A 12,579-nucleotide genomic window follows, 5' to 3' on the forward strand; every position below is an offset into this window, starting at 1 on the left:
TATAACTTTGCTATATATGCCCCTGCGCAGCGTTTATAAAAACTGCTATATTGGCGGGCCAAATAACTGCCTAGGTAACGCAAGATGTCAGAACAAGATAAACAAAACGGCCTAAAAGTAAGAGCCGAAGTCATGGGCGCGGCCTTTGTGCAGCGGGCCATAGACAACACCACCGAACTCACGGCCCCGCTGCAGGATTGGATTAACGAGCACGCTTGGGGTTCCACTTGGCAGCGCGATACTTTGCCACGGCAAACGCGATCACTAATCACCATAGCCATGCTGGCGGCACTTAAAACCCCCACCGAATTAAAAGGCCATGTGCGCGGCGCGTTAAATAATGGCTGCAGCGTAGCCGAAATACAGGAAGTGCTACTGCACTCTATTGTTTACTGCGGTGCACCAGCAGCACAAGAAGCCTTTAGAGCAGCGCAGGAAGTCATTAGCGAGTGGCAGCAAAGCAACCCCGGCAACAGCTAACTAACACCTAAAAGGTATAGCCTTAGCCATAGGCCGGGGCTACTATGCTTGCACTTATAATAATTAACTGACCAAGGGCTAACATGATGCATCCACTATTTTCTCTGCAGGGCCAAGTGGCTTTTATTACCGGCGCGGGCAGCGATAGCGGCATAGGCTTTGCCGCGGCAAAAATTTTGGCAGAGCTAGGTGCAGAGATTGCCATTACCGCTACCTCTGAACGCATACACCAACGCGCTCAAGAGTTATCCGCGATTAGCCCTAAGGTAAAAAGTTATATTTGCGATTTAACCGATCGCCCCGCTACCCGCGCCATGATTAAAACCATAGAGCAGGACTTTGGCAAAATAGATGTGCTGGTGAATAACGCGGGCATGACTATGGTGGGCTCCAGTGAAGTGTACGAGCTGTTTCACCAGTGCCGCGATGAAGATTGGGATATGGGCATAGAGCGCAACCTCACCACCTGTTACAACGTCACCCGCGCGGTATTACCCGGCATGGTGGAGAGGCAGTACGGCCGCATAGTCAACGTATCATCGGTAACCGGCCCCTTGGTGAGCAACGAGGGCGAGGCCGCCTACAGCGCCGCCAAAGCGGCCATGATAGGCATGAGCCGCAGCATAGCTATAGATGTAGCCAAGCATAATATTACAATTAATAACGTAGCGCCGGGCTGGGTAGCCACCGCCTCGCAAACCGAAGAAGAAGCCATAGCGGCAAAGTATACGCCAGTAGGGCGTGGCGGCAGCGCCATGGAAATGGCCACCATGATTGCTTATTTGGCATCACCGGGCTCCAGCTATGTCACGGGGCAGATGATGGTAGTCGATGGTGGCAATTGCCTGCAGGAAAGCAAGGGGCCGTAAGCAAAGCCTGCCAATGTTTAGCCAGCGCGCTAAGCTGTAAATCAAAGTTTTAAACTAAAACTCTAAACCAAGGCTATAAATCGCATTCGTAAATCCAGGCCCCGTTGTTTTCCCACAAACGGTGCCTGGGGCCGCGAGCGTAGGCATTATTCTCTTCATAGCCCGCGTCACCAGCGTATAGCATGCAACGATCCTGCTCGGTGCTAAGCCAGTTTTTGGCAGCATAGCGCAAGGGCCCGCGGGCTTGGTAAAACGCTATGGCCTGCTCGCTGCTTTGATGCTGCGCCAACTCTAACAGGCTGACATAGGTAGGCGGCATCATTGCCATTTGCTTATTATCAAAATACGCCAGCGCCTGTTGCGGGCTGCACCAACGGTGGTGATCTATCTCTTGCTGATCAACCTGCACGCTGGCCTCGCCTTGATAGCGCGTCACAAAAAACCAGGTATTAAAACGCTTGCTGGTTTCCTTGGGGGCCAACCACTGTGAGACGGGAATAAGCTGCTGTGGGCACAGTTTAAGCTGTGCCTCCTCATAGCTTTCACGCACTGCCGCCTGTTTAGCGACCAAGGTCATATCAGGCTGCTCGCTGGCTGCTCGTTTACCATAATCACCCGCGTCTATGCGGCCACCGGGAAACACCCAATAGCCAGCAGCAAAAGCCAAAGCTTGCGAGCGGCGTAGCAATAAAACCTCTAACCCCTGCTTACCATCGCGCAATACTATAGCAGTAGCGGCAGGGATTAATTCAGCCATCGTGTTAGTCGTCGCGCTCTTCGGTATGCTCGGCAGTTTGCTCAGCAGCCGCTTTAAATTGCTCGGGGTCCATAAACATCATATGGGCAATAATAGAGGCGTCTTTGGCAAACTCTAGGGCTATCATTAATACATTATCTTGCTCATGGGCGCGCACTACACCGGGTATACCTACCAGCTGTAAACCCTCTTCGCTGTGCATAATGCGTATATCTTTTTTCGCCTTCATGTCTACGGCTATGCGATTAAGTAAACCACCTAAGGCCACGCGAAATATATCGTAGTTAAAGCCGGGGCCTTTAAATTCGCTGTGATCTAATTTAAGTTTGCAATCTAGTTTAAGCTGATCACCTTGGTTAATCGCACCTACACTTAACACCTTACCCGATTTTAAATCTTTAAAAGCTGCCTTGGCTTTTTCTTTAGGGGCTGACACTAATATGCGGCCCATCACACCGCCCATTACATCTAACACCTGAAAAAAATTAATTTCTATATCTTTAACTTGCTCAGTCATAACAACCTCAATCTTATCGATAACGTAGTTTTTATTGTTAACTTGTTGCGCTACACAGCTTTAGCATACTGCGCGCGCAATTGATTTTTTTGCACTTTAGCCATGGTGTTTCTAGGCAAAGCGGCAACAAAAAATATTTGTTTAGGCACTTTATAAGCCGCCAACTTCTGCTTGGCTTGGGCTATTAATGCCGCCTCACTAAGCTCGGTTTCGGCCACCACTATAGCGGTAACCGCCTCACCTAAGTCGCTATGAGGCAGGCCTATTACCGCACTCTCTTTCACCCCTGCGATGGCATCTAAGACCAGCTCTACCTCTTTGGGGTAAACATTGTAGCCACCGCTAATCACCATATCCTTAGCGCGGCCCACTATGCTGATATAGCCATCGTCAGTGATGCTGCCCTGATCGCCGGTAATAAAAAAACCGTCGGCAGTAAAATCCTGTGCGGTTTTTTCAGGCTTGCGCCAATAGCCCTTAAATACATTAGGGCCCTGCACTTGAATGCTGCCTATCTCGCCGAGGGCCAAGGGCTGGTTTTGCTCGTTCACTATACGCACTAACACCTGCGGTAAGGGCTGGCCCACTGTGCCGGCACGGCGCTCACCCTGCAAGGGGTTAGAGACTAGCATACCTGTTTCAGTCATGCCGTAACGTTCTAAAATTTTATGGCCGGTAAGTGTGGCAAACTGCTGGTGAGTACTGGCCAATAAAGGGGCCGAGCCTGAAATAAATAAGCGCATATTAGCGCAATGCTGGGCACTGAACTGTGGCGCAGCTAATAAACGCGTATAAAAAGTAGGCACTCCCATCATCACCGTAGCCTGGGGCAAGGCCGCCATAACGGCGGGCAGCTCAAAACTGGGCAAAAATTGCATACTCGCCCCGGCGGCTAATACGCAATGGCAGGCCACAAATAAGCCATGCACATGAAATATAGGTAGGGCATGCAGCAACACATCATCGCCTGTAAAGCCCCACAGGCTTGTTAGGGTATAGGCATTGGCCGCCAAATTGCCATGGCTGAGCATAGCGCCCTTGGGCTGGCCAGTGGTGCCAGAGGTGTAGAGTATGGCGGCAATATCATCACTCTCACGGCTGACATCCTCAAACTCGGCTGCATATTTTGACAATTGCGCCAACCAATCGGCCTGCCCATGCTCATCTAATACTCTGACCAACGGCGCAGCAGCCGCCTCGCCATCCAGCTTGGCTAATAGGTTTTGCAAGGCCGCCTGCCGCTGAGGCTCACACACTAATAAGCTAGGCTGGGCATCGGCCATAAAATAAGCCATTTCAGCATCGGTATAGGCGGTATTTAGCGGTAAATAGATCAAACCCGCCCGCAGCGCGGCCAGGTATAGCATCAAGGCCATAGGGGATTTGGCCACCTGTACCGCAATGCGGTCACCGGGCTGCAAACCTAGGCTGGTAAAATACTGCGCCAGCTGGCCGCTGAGGCTACGCACATCGCCATAGCTAAGCACAGTGCCATCAGGGCTATGGATAAAGGCCTGTTGGTCGGCGGGAAAGCCTCGCTGAAATAAGGTGAATAAATTGCTCATAGACAAAAACGACGATACGCCAAGCCGATTTTAAGAAAATATTAGTGGTTTTATACGCTTATTCGACCAGTGTACCCCATCAATGGGGATAATCCGATAGCGCCCAAGCAGTATAGCGCCTATAATAGGCGGTTATCCCTTGGCCTTGCGCCAACTGCTTTACCGTCCCTATTAGAGATTATTGAATGTCATCCCCTGAAACAACCAGTTTTTCTGACCTGGCGCTTTCTGCGCCCGTGTTAAAAGCCATACAAAGCGTAGGCTATGAACAACCCTCCCCTATACAAGCCGCCAGCATCCCCCATCTATTAAACGGTGAAGACCTATTAGGCGTGGCACAAACCGGCACCGGCAAAACCGCCGCTTTTGCCTTACCGCTATTAAGCAACATCGATGTCAAAACCAAAGCACCACAGGTTTTAGTATTAGCCCCCACCCGTGAACTAGCCATACAGGTAGCCGAGGCTTTCAAAAGCTACGCCAGCCAAATGAAAGGTTTCCAAGTATTGCCCATATACGGCGGCCAAGATATGCGCGGCCAACTAAAACAGTTAGAGCGCGGCCCACAAGTAGTCGTTGGCACCCCAGGGCGCGTAATGGACCACCTGCGTCGCGGCAGCCTAAAACTAGACGCCTTGAAATGCGTAGTGTTGGACGAAGCCGACGAAATGTTACGCATGGGCTTTATAGACGACGTGGAGTGGATACTAGAGCACACCCCCGAGCAACGCCAAGTAGCGCTATTTTCCGCCACCATGCCCGGCCCCATCAAAAAAGTGGCCGACACCTATTTGCGTAACCCCAAAGAAGTACGCATAGCCAGCGCCACCCAAACTGGCTCGCATATCAAACAAAGCTACTTAATTGTTAACGGCTTTGAGCGCAAACTGGATGCCATCACCCGCATCCTAGAAGCACAAGACTTTGATGCCATGATTATTTTTGTGCGCACCAAAACCGCCACTGCAGAGTTGGCCGAAAAACTAGAAGCCCGCGGCTACTCAGCCTCGGCCCTAAACGGCGACATGAACCAACAACTGCGCGAGCGCACCATCAACCGCCTTAAAAACAAGCAGCTTGATATAGTCGTCGCTACCGACGTGGCCGCACGCGGCATAGACGTTGAACGCGTCAGCCACGTACTCAACTTCGACATACCCTACGACAGCGAAGCCTACGTACACCGCATAGGCCGCACCGGCCGCGCTGGCCGTGATGGCAGCGCGATTTTATTTGTAGCGCCCAGAGAAAAGCGTTTGTTATTTTCTATAGAAAAAAACACCCGCCAAAAAATCGAGCCTATGGAACTACCCAGCGGCAAAGAAGTATCCAGCCGCCGCGTAGAGCAATTTAAACAATTGCTAACCGACACCCTAGAGTCGCAACCTAACCTAGATTACTTTTTTGAAATACTCAGCGAATACAGCGCCGAGCACGACCGCTCAGCCGAAGATATCGCCTGCGCCCTGGCTTACCTACACCAGCTAGAACGCCCTCTAGAAGTAAAAGACTCACCCAAAGGCCGTAAAGAAAAAGGCTTTACCGTAGTTGAAGAAAACCGCCAGTCACGCTCAGGCGATAGCGACCAAATGATGCGCTACCGCATAGAGCTGGGCCGCGATCAACAAGTAGGCCCCGGCGACATCGTAGGCGCCATCATGAATGAAACCGACCTACACAAAAACGACATAGGCCATATCAAATTACACGGTGACCACAGCACAGTAGATTTGCCTTTAAACCTACCTAAAGAACTTATCAGCAAGCTAAAAACCCTAACCGTGCGCAACCTGCCGATTAACATCAGCGAAGTAGGCCCCGCCAAGCGCGAGCAACGCCAACCGGGTAAGCGTAAGAGTGCGCCGGGGGCGCATAATAAAGCACCGCGTAAGAAGCCTAGAAAAGCTAAAAAGGATTAGCTTTTAGTTGAGTTTGGTTTGTTAAACAATGCCCGCTGATGCGGGCATTTTTGTATGTGGGGTGTGGGGGTAGTTTATTGTTAAGGCTGCGGACTATGGTACTTGCTTAACCTCGCCATCAGTCATGCCGGGCTGAGACCCTGCATCTATTATCTTTGAATTTATTCGTCATGCCTGCGTACAAGGTGAATTGCGCAGCAAGAGAGGGCACCCTGGGACGGGCCGGTATCTATGATTTTGTTTTTTTATTAGTAATTATTTGATACTTGCCATTTGTTTCGCCTTGCCGGGCGATAAGGGGCCTTTGCATGCCCAAAGGCCCCTTAACCCCAAAGGGCACCCCTAGTCCGTCGTCGGCTGCGCCGATGCCCTGCGCTACTCGAAAAACTAACGGCCGCTGCGCAACTCACAAAAAACGATACTCAATCGTTTTTTGCTCGGACAGTGCTCGCTGCTTCGCGCCGTTATTTTCCTCCGTTGCTCGGCGACTCCCAAGGGGAATCTGGGTGCTTCGTAGCGAGATTGGCTGGGCATAGAGATTAAAGGCTGCAATCGTGAATAATTTACAGAATAATGACTAGTTCTAAACGTTTAAAAGTGTGTATATTGAGGCATAAGATCTAGGCATGGACATTCTAATTAATACAATTGTTAAACGGTAAAGCATGGAAATCAGAGCTCGCAGAGAATATGCTTCGATGATGCGGGAGTGTCGCTATCGGGTCGAAACACTGCGTGACTTCACGTCCGGAAAAACGCATTGCACCTATCTACAAACAACGATTGAATCGGAAGCTCTTCAATTGCGAAAATTGCTTGAGCTAATTGCGTTCTCATCGCTTGTGTCATACCAAAATGCCTACCGCACTGTGAGAAGCGATATTGCGAAGGATTGGCACGCAGCAAGGATCTTACGCAAGATTGAGGACATCAACCCTGAATTCTATCCAGTTCCAGTAGATGGCTTCAATAAGCAAAGCTGGACTAAAGTACAAAGCGGGTACCTCACTAGAAAGCAGTTCGAACGGTTATATGATAAATGTGGGGCAATGCTTCACTCTCAAAATCCCTTTTCAAAAGGGAAAAGTTCATTAGCCTTCCATAAAAAAGTACCTGAATATTTAGATAGGATTGAAACCCTATTGTCAGAGCATTTGGTGGAACTTGCGGAATCACAAGATCTCATTCACGTGATCGCTCCGATGGAAGAAAATGCACCAATTCAAGTCCGATACTTAGTGCGGAAAACGAGGCACGCTTAAGACCAAGGGCTCAGAGTCGTTGAAAAACACCCAACAGCAATAACACCTCCACACTATCCCACCACAAATCAACTACGAAGCCCCCGAATTCCCCTTGGGAGTCGCCGAGCAACGGAGATTTTTAACGGGACGAAGTAGTGACGGATGTCTGAGTATTTTTTGATTAAGTATCAAAAAATGCGAGTTCCGGAACGACCGTTAAAAATTGAGTAGCACAGGGAATCGGCGTAGCCGACGACGGACTAGGGTGCCCTTTCTTTTGGTTCTGTTTTCTTTGGGCAAACAAAGAAAATGAACCCGCCCAGCGAGGCGGAACGGCAGCGCATAACAACAATCAAACCTCAAACCTAAAACCTAAAACATGGATGCCGGCGTGTGCCGGCATGACAAAATACACTCCCCACATACAAAAACGGCCCCAAATCAGGAGCCGTTACAAACACCAAAATAATCAAACCATCAAACTACCCCCGCTTGCGATAACAACACCACAAACCCAACAGCAACAAAGCAATCACCACTGCCCATAACCATTTTAAAATATGGCAGGGTATGCAATCTTCTTCGCGCTCTGGTGGTTTAGGTGGCAACAAACTCACATAGCGGGTTGCCTCCCTGGGGGCAAGTTCACCGCGCTCGTTATAACCCTGGCCTTTATAAAAAATCTTATAACTACCGGCCTCGGCGGTTTGAGTAAAGCTGGTGGTGAAGGTGGCATCACCGGCTTCGCTATCAGTGTGAGTGCCATCATCATAAAGATTTAACGGGCCATACACTGTACCTGAAGGTGAGGTGATGGTAACCCTAGCTTGCGCATTGGGGGCCGGCCAAGCTCTATCGCTAAAGCTAGCGCTTAAGTTAAGAGTGGCACCGGGTTGGCTGCTAGAGGCTACCGCGCTAACGGCCATGCGATAGTCGGATGATACCGCTGCAGCAAAACCTATGGGCACTATGCCCGCACCGGGGTTGTACACGCCATCGCTAGTGCCTTGCGAATAACCATGGCTAGTTGTACCCGGTACTTTTTTAGGTAGGCCTTTGGCGGTTAAGCGCAGCTGCCACACGCCTACATAGTCGCTGGCTTGAGCCAAGCTGGGGAATACCACTCGCACTAACCTATAGGTATCTCTAGTTAGCTCATGCACGGCTACGCCGCCTATGGATACTCCCGGGGTGATGATTTGGCCGGTGGGGCTAATCAACTCCAAGGCATAGTAGGGCCGCAACGCAGGCACATCTAACACTAAGAATGTGGCGCTTTTATCAGAGCTGGTAATCGCCGCCTGTTGCACCACTATGGGCGCGGTGTTGTTAAGGTTAACTGGCACGGTGGGGTCTACCACTAATTCCATGCCGGTGGCGTTGGCAAAAATTTTGAAGTAGAAAGCTTCTAAATCAAAAATACTGGTGCCGCTTAAATCATCCGCCACTTGATGGTAGCCGTTGGTGATATTGGTAATGGCCTGCAATTTGTCGGGCTCTATATTGCTGCCCAAACCTATGCTGTACATTTTAATATCGGGGTCATTGGTTTTAACGATTTCCACCGAAGGCACTATGCGTGGGTCGACGTTTTCTTTGCCGTCGGTCATCACCACCATTACATGCTTACGACTACTGGGTGAGCCTGCCAGCATGGTACCGGCGCGCTGTATGGCACCACCTATGCCGGTGTTGCCTCCTGCGGTGAGACCATCAATAGCGTTATGTGCATCGGTGACTTGCATCCCTTGCAGGGTATCCAAGGCTAGCAATTGGCTATTGTTTTCGTTGTATTCCACCAAGCCTAATTTATCGGCATCGGCTGCGGGCAAACCATCAGAGCGCTGGGCAATTAAATCGGTAAACAAATTAGCTGCACGCTTCATAGCCGAGAGTTTAGTGCCGGCAGTACCGGCGGCATCATTCATGCTGCCACTGCGGTCTAACACCGGCACGGCATCTATGGGTATGGGCGGTATGCCCTCGCCCATCAAGGTGACTATATCTTCGGGGTTGGTGGGGTCGTCACCACTCACCCGCATTTGCATGTTGTAGTTGCCTGTGGCCAAAGGCTCAAACACCTGCCTAAATACTGCCTCGCCACCGGGGGCGACTACAGTGGCACCCACTTCGCGGTTGGACCACTGCGGCGCATCGGCAGCCAAGGGTAAGATATCAGCCACTGTTAGGTTGAGGTTAGCATCACCGGCGTTGCGCACAATAATGGCCTTGGTAAAGGCAAAACCCAGTTCCACCTGATGGTAATCCAACACCGTGTCATCCAATAACATACGAGGTTCGGGATGGTGTGCCACTGCGGTAAAGGGGCATAGTTTAACTGGCTCGTCGGGGTCGTTGGAGTCTATGCGCAGCTGGCCGCTATAAGTTGCTTCGCCACCGGCATTGGGCGCGGTAAAGGTCATCGCCACACTGCGCGAGCCACTGTTTAAAGGCGCTAAACTGGGCGCACCGTTAAGCGCAAAAGGTGCTAGGGGAGAGAGGTTAACCACCTGCACGTTGCTAATCACCAACGGCGCGGTGCCAGTATTGGAATAGCTACGGCTGATATTAATCGTTTCCGAAGTCGTCCAATCAGCGGTGCCTAAATTGGGATTACCGGTACAGCTAATATTAGGCACCGGCAACTCTACGGTGCAATTGACGGTTGCCGTAGGCGAAGCCACCGCAACGGAAGGATTACTACCAGTCACGGTAATAGTAGAGCCAAATACACCTGCGGCTGGCCCCGCATTACAACGCACGTTAAAACTAGCTGGCGCAGTGCCACTGGGGGCCGCGCCAACTATAGAAAAATGCGCGGGGTCAGAAAATGTCACACCAGTAATGGTCACCGGCAAATCGCCGGTAGAGACTATGCTAAACAGTTGATTAGCTGAGTTATTACCTGCCAGCACGGTACCAAAATTATGGCTGCCAGGGCTAAGACTAATCGAAGCCGTGCGGTTGTACTCTATGGTATAGCTGCCTACCCCCATACCAAAATAGGTGGTACTAATAATATAAGTACCCGCATTCAAAAACATTTCACCCGAGTTAAAACCACTGTTTAAACTTGTTGAAAGTGCAATTTGATTAAGCGACTGCCCCGATTGGTGCAAGTAAAAATCATTGCCCTCGGTGGGCATAGAGGGGTTGTAGTTTGCCGTCCACCGTATTGTTTGATTAGTGGCTATGGTAAAAGTATCGGTGCCACCCACCGAGTAGGTATTGTCTGGATTTTTAGATTTAGTTGCCGTAATACTATCAGCGGCAAAAAGAGTACTGGAGCCTAGCAGCACCAGCATGGCTAGCAAGGCAAAACATAAGCCCCCCAGCCGTTTTATTGTTATACCACTATGAAAGTCCATGACCTTCTCCCTGTAAATTCGTCATTGAAACCATTCTCGGTAGCCCTATGACTATCGAGCCTATAGAACCTGACACTGCGCTGCTTCAGTGAGCACAACATTACCCGGCATTAGTTAGCTGCCGAGCAAACAACAAGTGGCATTTAGCCTAATTAATATACCAGCGTCAATAACGGAAAGGATTAGCGGCGACGGTAAAACAAGCAAGCAAAGGCTAGTGGGTATAAGGATTCGATAAACTAAAATATAGCGCGCCAAAGATAGCTACCATGGCTTTACAGCTACAGCCTTAGCCCTATTAGTGTGCAGTTAATTAAGCACTTGCGCCAACACTTCAAAGGCGGACCTAAGGGCAATAAACTGCTCATGGTCGCCGCCATGATCGGGGTGATATTGCTTGGCCAAACGCCTGTACGCTAGCTTTACCTCTTGCCAGCTGGCGTCTACCGGTAAACCCAACTGCTGGTAAGCCTCCACCTGTTTATCCTCTGCCAAATAGCGCTGCCAAAAGCCGGTAAGCAATTGCTGCACATCGCCCTCATCGGTATCAGCCAAATTAGACAAATCCCCGTAGTACTCCGCCAGCGCCGGTGACTCCAACACATCCGCTAAGCTGCTGCCATGGCTGGCGGCCAAGGGGGCTAACTGTATACACAAAGGGGATATCTGCAGATGCAGGCCATCGGCTAGTAACTGCTGCTGCAGCTGGTATAAAGCGTTCATAATCAAAAAATGGCGGCGAAACAAAGCCAAGTCGTTAGAAGCCGCTGTAGCCCCTAGCCCCGCCACCTGCAGCCCATCAAACTCGCCCTGCTGCTGTAAAGCAGTCAGCAGCTCATGCTCAGTCACCGCGGCGCGCTGCTGTTTTATAAAATGCAAAATAGGGATGATTAGGGGGTTGTGCACTATAGCCATTCAAGCCTGCTTACTGTAGTAAGAGTTACCATTAAAGGGTGAGTTGGGATAGGCAAAAAAAGATAACACAAAGCCACACTATAAATTGCTTTATTTCAGCTTTTGCTAAAAAATAGCGGCCCTTAAAAAGCACTAAGTAATTGGAACTGAGATGCATATTTGGGTTGATGCCGATGCCTGCCCCAAGGCCATTAAAGAGATACTCTATAAAGCCGCCAACCGCAGCCAGCTAGCACTAACCCTAGTGGCTAATCACGCCCTGAGCACACCGCCCTCGCCTTATATAAAGAGCATACAGGTGGCCTCGGGTTTTGATGTAGCCGACAATTATATAGCGCAACAGGCGCAGCCGGGCGACATAGTGATTACCGCCGACATACCGCTGGCCGCCGATGTGGTGGCCAAGGGAGCCTACGGCATAAACCCGCGGGGTGAGCTATACACCGAGCAAAATATACAACAGCGGCTAACTATGCGTAATTTTATGGAGGAAATGCGCAGCACTGGCCAAGCCAGCGGCGGGCCGCCGCCACTAGATAACCGCGACAAGCAAAGCTTTGCCAACAGCTTAGACAGGCTGTTAAGCAAAGCCCAAAAATAACCTCTACTGGAGTTAACTAAGCTCATGTTTAAAATTAACGAATACTTTGAAGGCAAAGTTGCCTCTATAGCCTTTCAAACCTCTAACCTGCCTGCAACTGTGGGCGTTATGGCTATAGGCAGCTATAAGTTTGGCACTACCCAAAAAGAAGTGATGACGGTAGTGAGCGGCGACTTAACCGTAAAGTTAGAGGGCGATAGTGAGTGGGTTAACTACCAAGCTGGTGAAAGCTTTACCATTACCGCCAACTCATCCTTTGAAGTCAAAGTGATGGTAGAAACCGCCTACCTATGTACCTATGAATAAGGGCCAGCGCTAAATGACACAGGTTGAACTAAGCTATC

Annotated in this window: 11 protein-coding genes; 6 read left to right on the plus strand and 5 right to left on the minus strand. The window is 50.2% G+C overall.

The window, feature by feature from the left end; all coding sequences use genetic code 11:
- The first annotated feature begins 84 nt into the window (after nt 1–84).
- Together NO559_RS01645 and NO559_RS01650 are read left to right on the plus strand one after the other, a co-directional pair.
- Nucleotides 85–480 (plus strand): carboxymuconolactone decarboxylase family protein, encoded by a 396-nt coding sequence (locus tag NO559_RS01645; RefSeq protein WP_258330031.1) that lies wholly within the window; start codon nt 85–87, stop codon nt 478–480.
- A gap of 83 nt (nt 481–563) precedes the next feature.
- Nucleotides 564–1,349 carry an SDR family NAD(P)-dependent oxidoreductase gene (locus tag NO559_RS01650; protein ID WP_258330032.1) on the plus strand — a complete coding sequence of 262 codons (786 nt, stop codon included), beginning with the start codon at nt 564–566 and terminating at the stop codon, nt 1,347–1,349.
- A gap of 73 nt (nt 1,350–1,422) precedes the next feature.
- Here NO559_RS01650 and NO559_RS01655 read toward each other — a convergent pair whose 3' ends face one another.
- From NO559_RS01655 to NO559_RS01665, 3 genes are read right to left on the minus strand one after another with little or no spacing between them, the layout of a single operon-like run.
- Nucleotides 1,423–2,106: an NUDIX hydrolase gene (locus tag NO559_RS01655; protein WP_258330033.1), complete on the minus strand. Its 684-nt coding sequence runs from the start codon at nt 2,104–2,106 to the stop codon at nt 1,423–1,425.
- A 4-nt stretch (nt 2,107–2,110) separates the two neighbouring features.
- Nucleotides 2,111–2,623 (minus strand): hypothetical protein, encoded by a 513-nt coding sequence (locus NO559_RS01660; RefSeq protein ID WP_258330034.1) that lies wholly within the window; start codon nt 2,621–2,623, stop codon nt 2,111–2,113.
- Between the two features lie 50 nt (nt 2,624–2,673).
- Nucleotides 2,674–4,188 carry a malonyl-CoA synthase gene (locus tag NO559_RS01665; protein WP_258330035.1) on the minus strand — a complete coding sequence of 505 codons (1,515 nt, stop codon included), beginning with the start codon at nt 4,186–4,188 and terminating at the stop codon, nt 2,674–2,676.
- 185 nt (nt 4,189–4,373) lie between these two features.
- Here NO559_RS01665 and NO559_RS01670 point away from each other — a divergent pair, with 185 nt between their 5' ends.
- The gene (locus tag NO559_RS01670; RefSeq protein WP_258330036.1) at nt 4,374–6,107 is read left to right on the plus strand and encodes a DEAD/DEAH box helicase; all 1,734 of its coding nucleotides are present in this window, start codon (nt 4,374–4,376) and stop codon (nt 6,105–6,107) included.
- A gap of 665 nt (nt 6,108–6,772) precedes the next feature.
- Complete coding sequence (locus NO559_RS01675; RefSeq protein WP_258330037.1) at nt 6,773–7,369, plus strand: hypothetical protein; 597 nt, start codon at nt 6,773–6,775, stop codon at nt 7,367–7,369.
- A gap of 464 nt (nt 7,370–7,833) precedes the next feature.
- Here the strand turns inward: NO559_RS01675 and NO559_RS01680 are convergent, their stop codons facing one another.
- Nucleotides 7,834–10,719 carry a choice-of-anchor D domain-containing protein gene (locus NO559_RS01680; RefSeq protein WP_258330038.1) on the minus strand — a complete coding sequence of 962 codons (2,886 nt, stop codon included), beginning with the start codon at nt 10,717–10,719 and terminating at the stop codon, nt 7,834–7,836.
- 309 nt (nt 10,720–11,028) lie between these two features.
- On the minus strand, nt 11,029–11,634 hold the full coding sequence (locus NO559_RS01685; protein WP_258330039.1) for a DNA-J related domain-containing protein: 606 nt from the start codon (nt 11,632–11,634) through the stop codon (nt 11,029–11,031).
- 151 nt (nt 11,635–11,785) lie between these two features.
- On the opposite strand from NO559_RS01685, the gene NO559_RS01690 reads away from it, so the two are divergent.
- Both NO559_RS01690 and NO559_RS01695 read left to right on the plus strand, forming a co-directional pair.
- Nucleotides 11,786–12,235 (plus strand): YaiI/YqxD family protein, encoded by a 450-nt coding sequence (locus NO559_RS01690; RefSeq protein ID WP_258330040.1) that lies wholly within the window; start codon nt 11,786–11,788, stop codon nt 12,233–12,235.
- 24 nt (nt 12,236–12,259) lie between these two features.
- Nucleotides 12,260–12,541, plus strand: coding sequence for a pyrimidine/purine nucleoside phosphorylase (locus tag NO559_RS01695; protein ID WP_258330041.1), 282 nt, complete (start codon nt 12,260–12,262; stop codon nt 12,539–12,541).
- Nucleotides 12,542–12,579 lie beyond the last annotated feature (38 nt).

Origin of the sequence: Dasania sp. GY-MA-18, from assembly GCF_024734385.1 — a bacterium.
Lineage (GTDB): Bacteria > Pseudomonadota > Gammaproteobacteria > Pseudomonadales > Dasaniaceae > Dasania > Dasania phycosphaerae.

Coding starts and splice junctions, on each gene's coding strand:
- NO559_RS01645 (WP_258330031.1), top strand. CDS start 85: ATGTCAGAACAAGATAAACAAAACGGCCTAAAAGTAAGAGCCGAAGTC.
- NO559_RS01650 (WP_258330032.1), top strand. CDS start 564: ATGATGCATCCACTATTTTCTCTGCAGGGCCAAGTGGCTTTTATTACC.
- NO559_RS01655 (WP_258330033.1), bottom strand. CDS start 2,106: ATGGCTGAATTAATCCCTGCCGCTACTGCTATAGTATTGCGCGATGGT.
- NO559_RS01660 (WP_258330034.1), bottom strand. CDS start 2,623: ATGACTGAGCAAGTTAAAGATATAGAAATTAATTTTTTTCAGGTGTTA.
- NO559_RS01665 (WP_258330035.1), bottom strand. CDS start 4,188: ATGAGCAATTTATTCACCTTATTTCAGCGAGGCTTTCCCGCCGACCAA.
- NO559_RS01670 (WP_258330036.1), top strand. CDS start 4,374: ATGTCATCCCCTGAAACAACCAGTTTTTCTGACCTGGCGCTTTCTGCG.
- NO559_RS01675 (WP_258330037.1), top strand. CDS start 6,773: ATGGAAATCAGAGCTCGCAGAGAATATGCTTCGATGATGCGGGAGTGT.
- NO559_RS01680 (WP_258330038.1), bottom strand. CDS start 10,719: ATGGACTTTCATAGTGGTATAACAATAAAACGGCTGGGGGGCTTATGT.
- NO559_RS01685 (WP_258330039.1), bottom strand. CDS start 11,634: ATGGCTATAGTGCACAACCCCCTAATCATCCCTATTTTGCATTTTATA.
- NO559_RS01690 (WP_258330040.1), top strand. CDS start 11,786: ATGCATATTTGGGTTGATGCCGATGCCTGCCCCAAGGCCATTAAAGAG.
- NO559_RS01695 (WP_258330041.1), top strand. CDS start 12,260: ATGTTTAAAATTAACGAATACTTTGAAGGCAAAGTTGCCTCTATAGCC.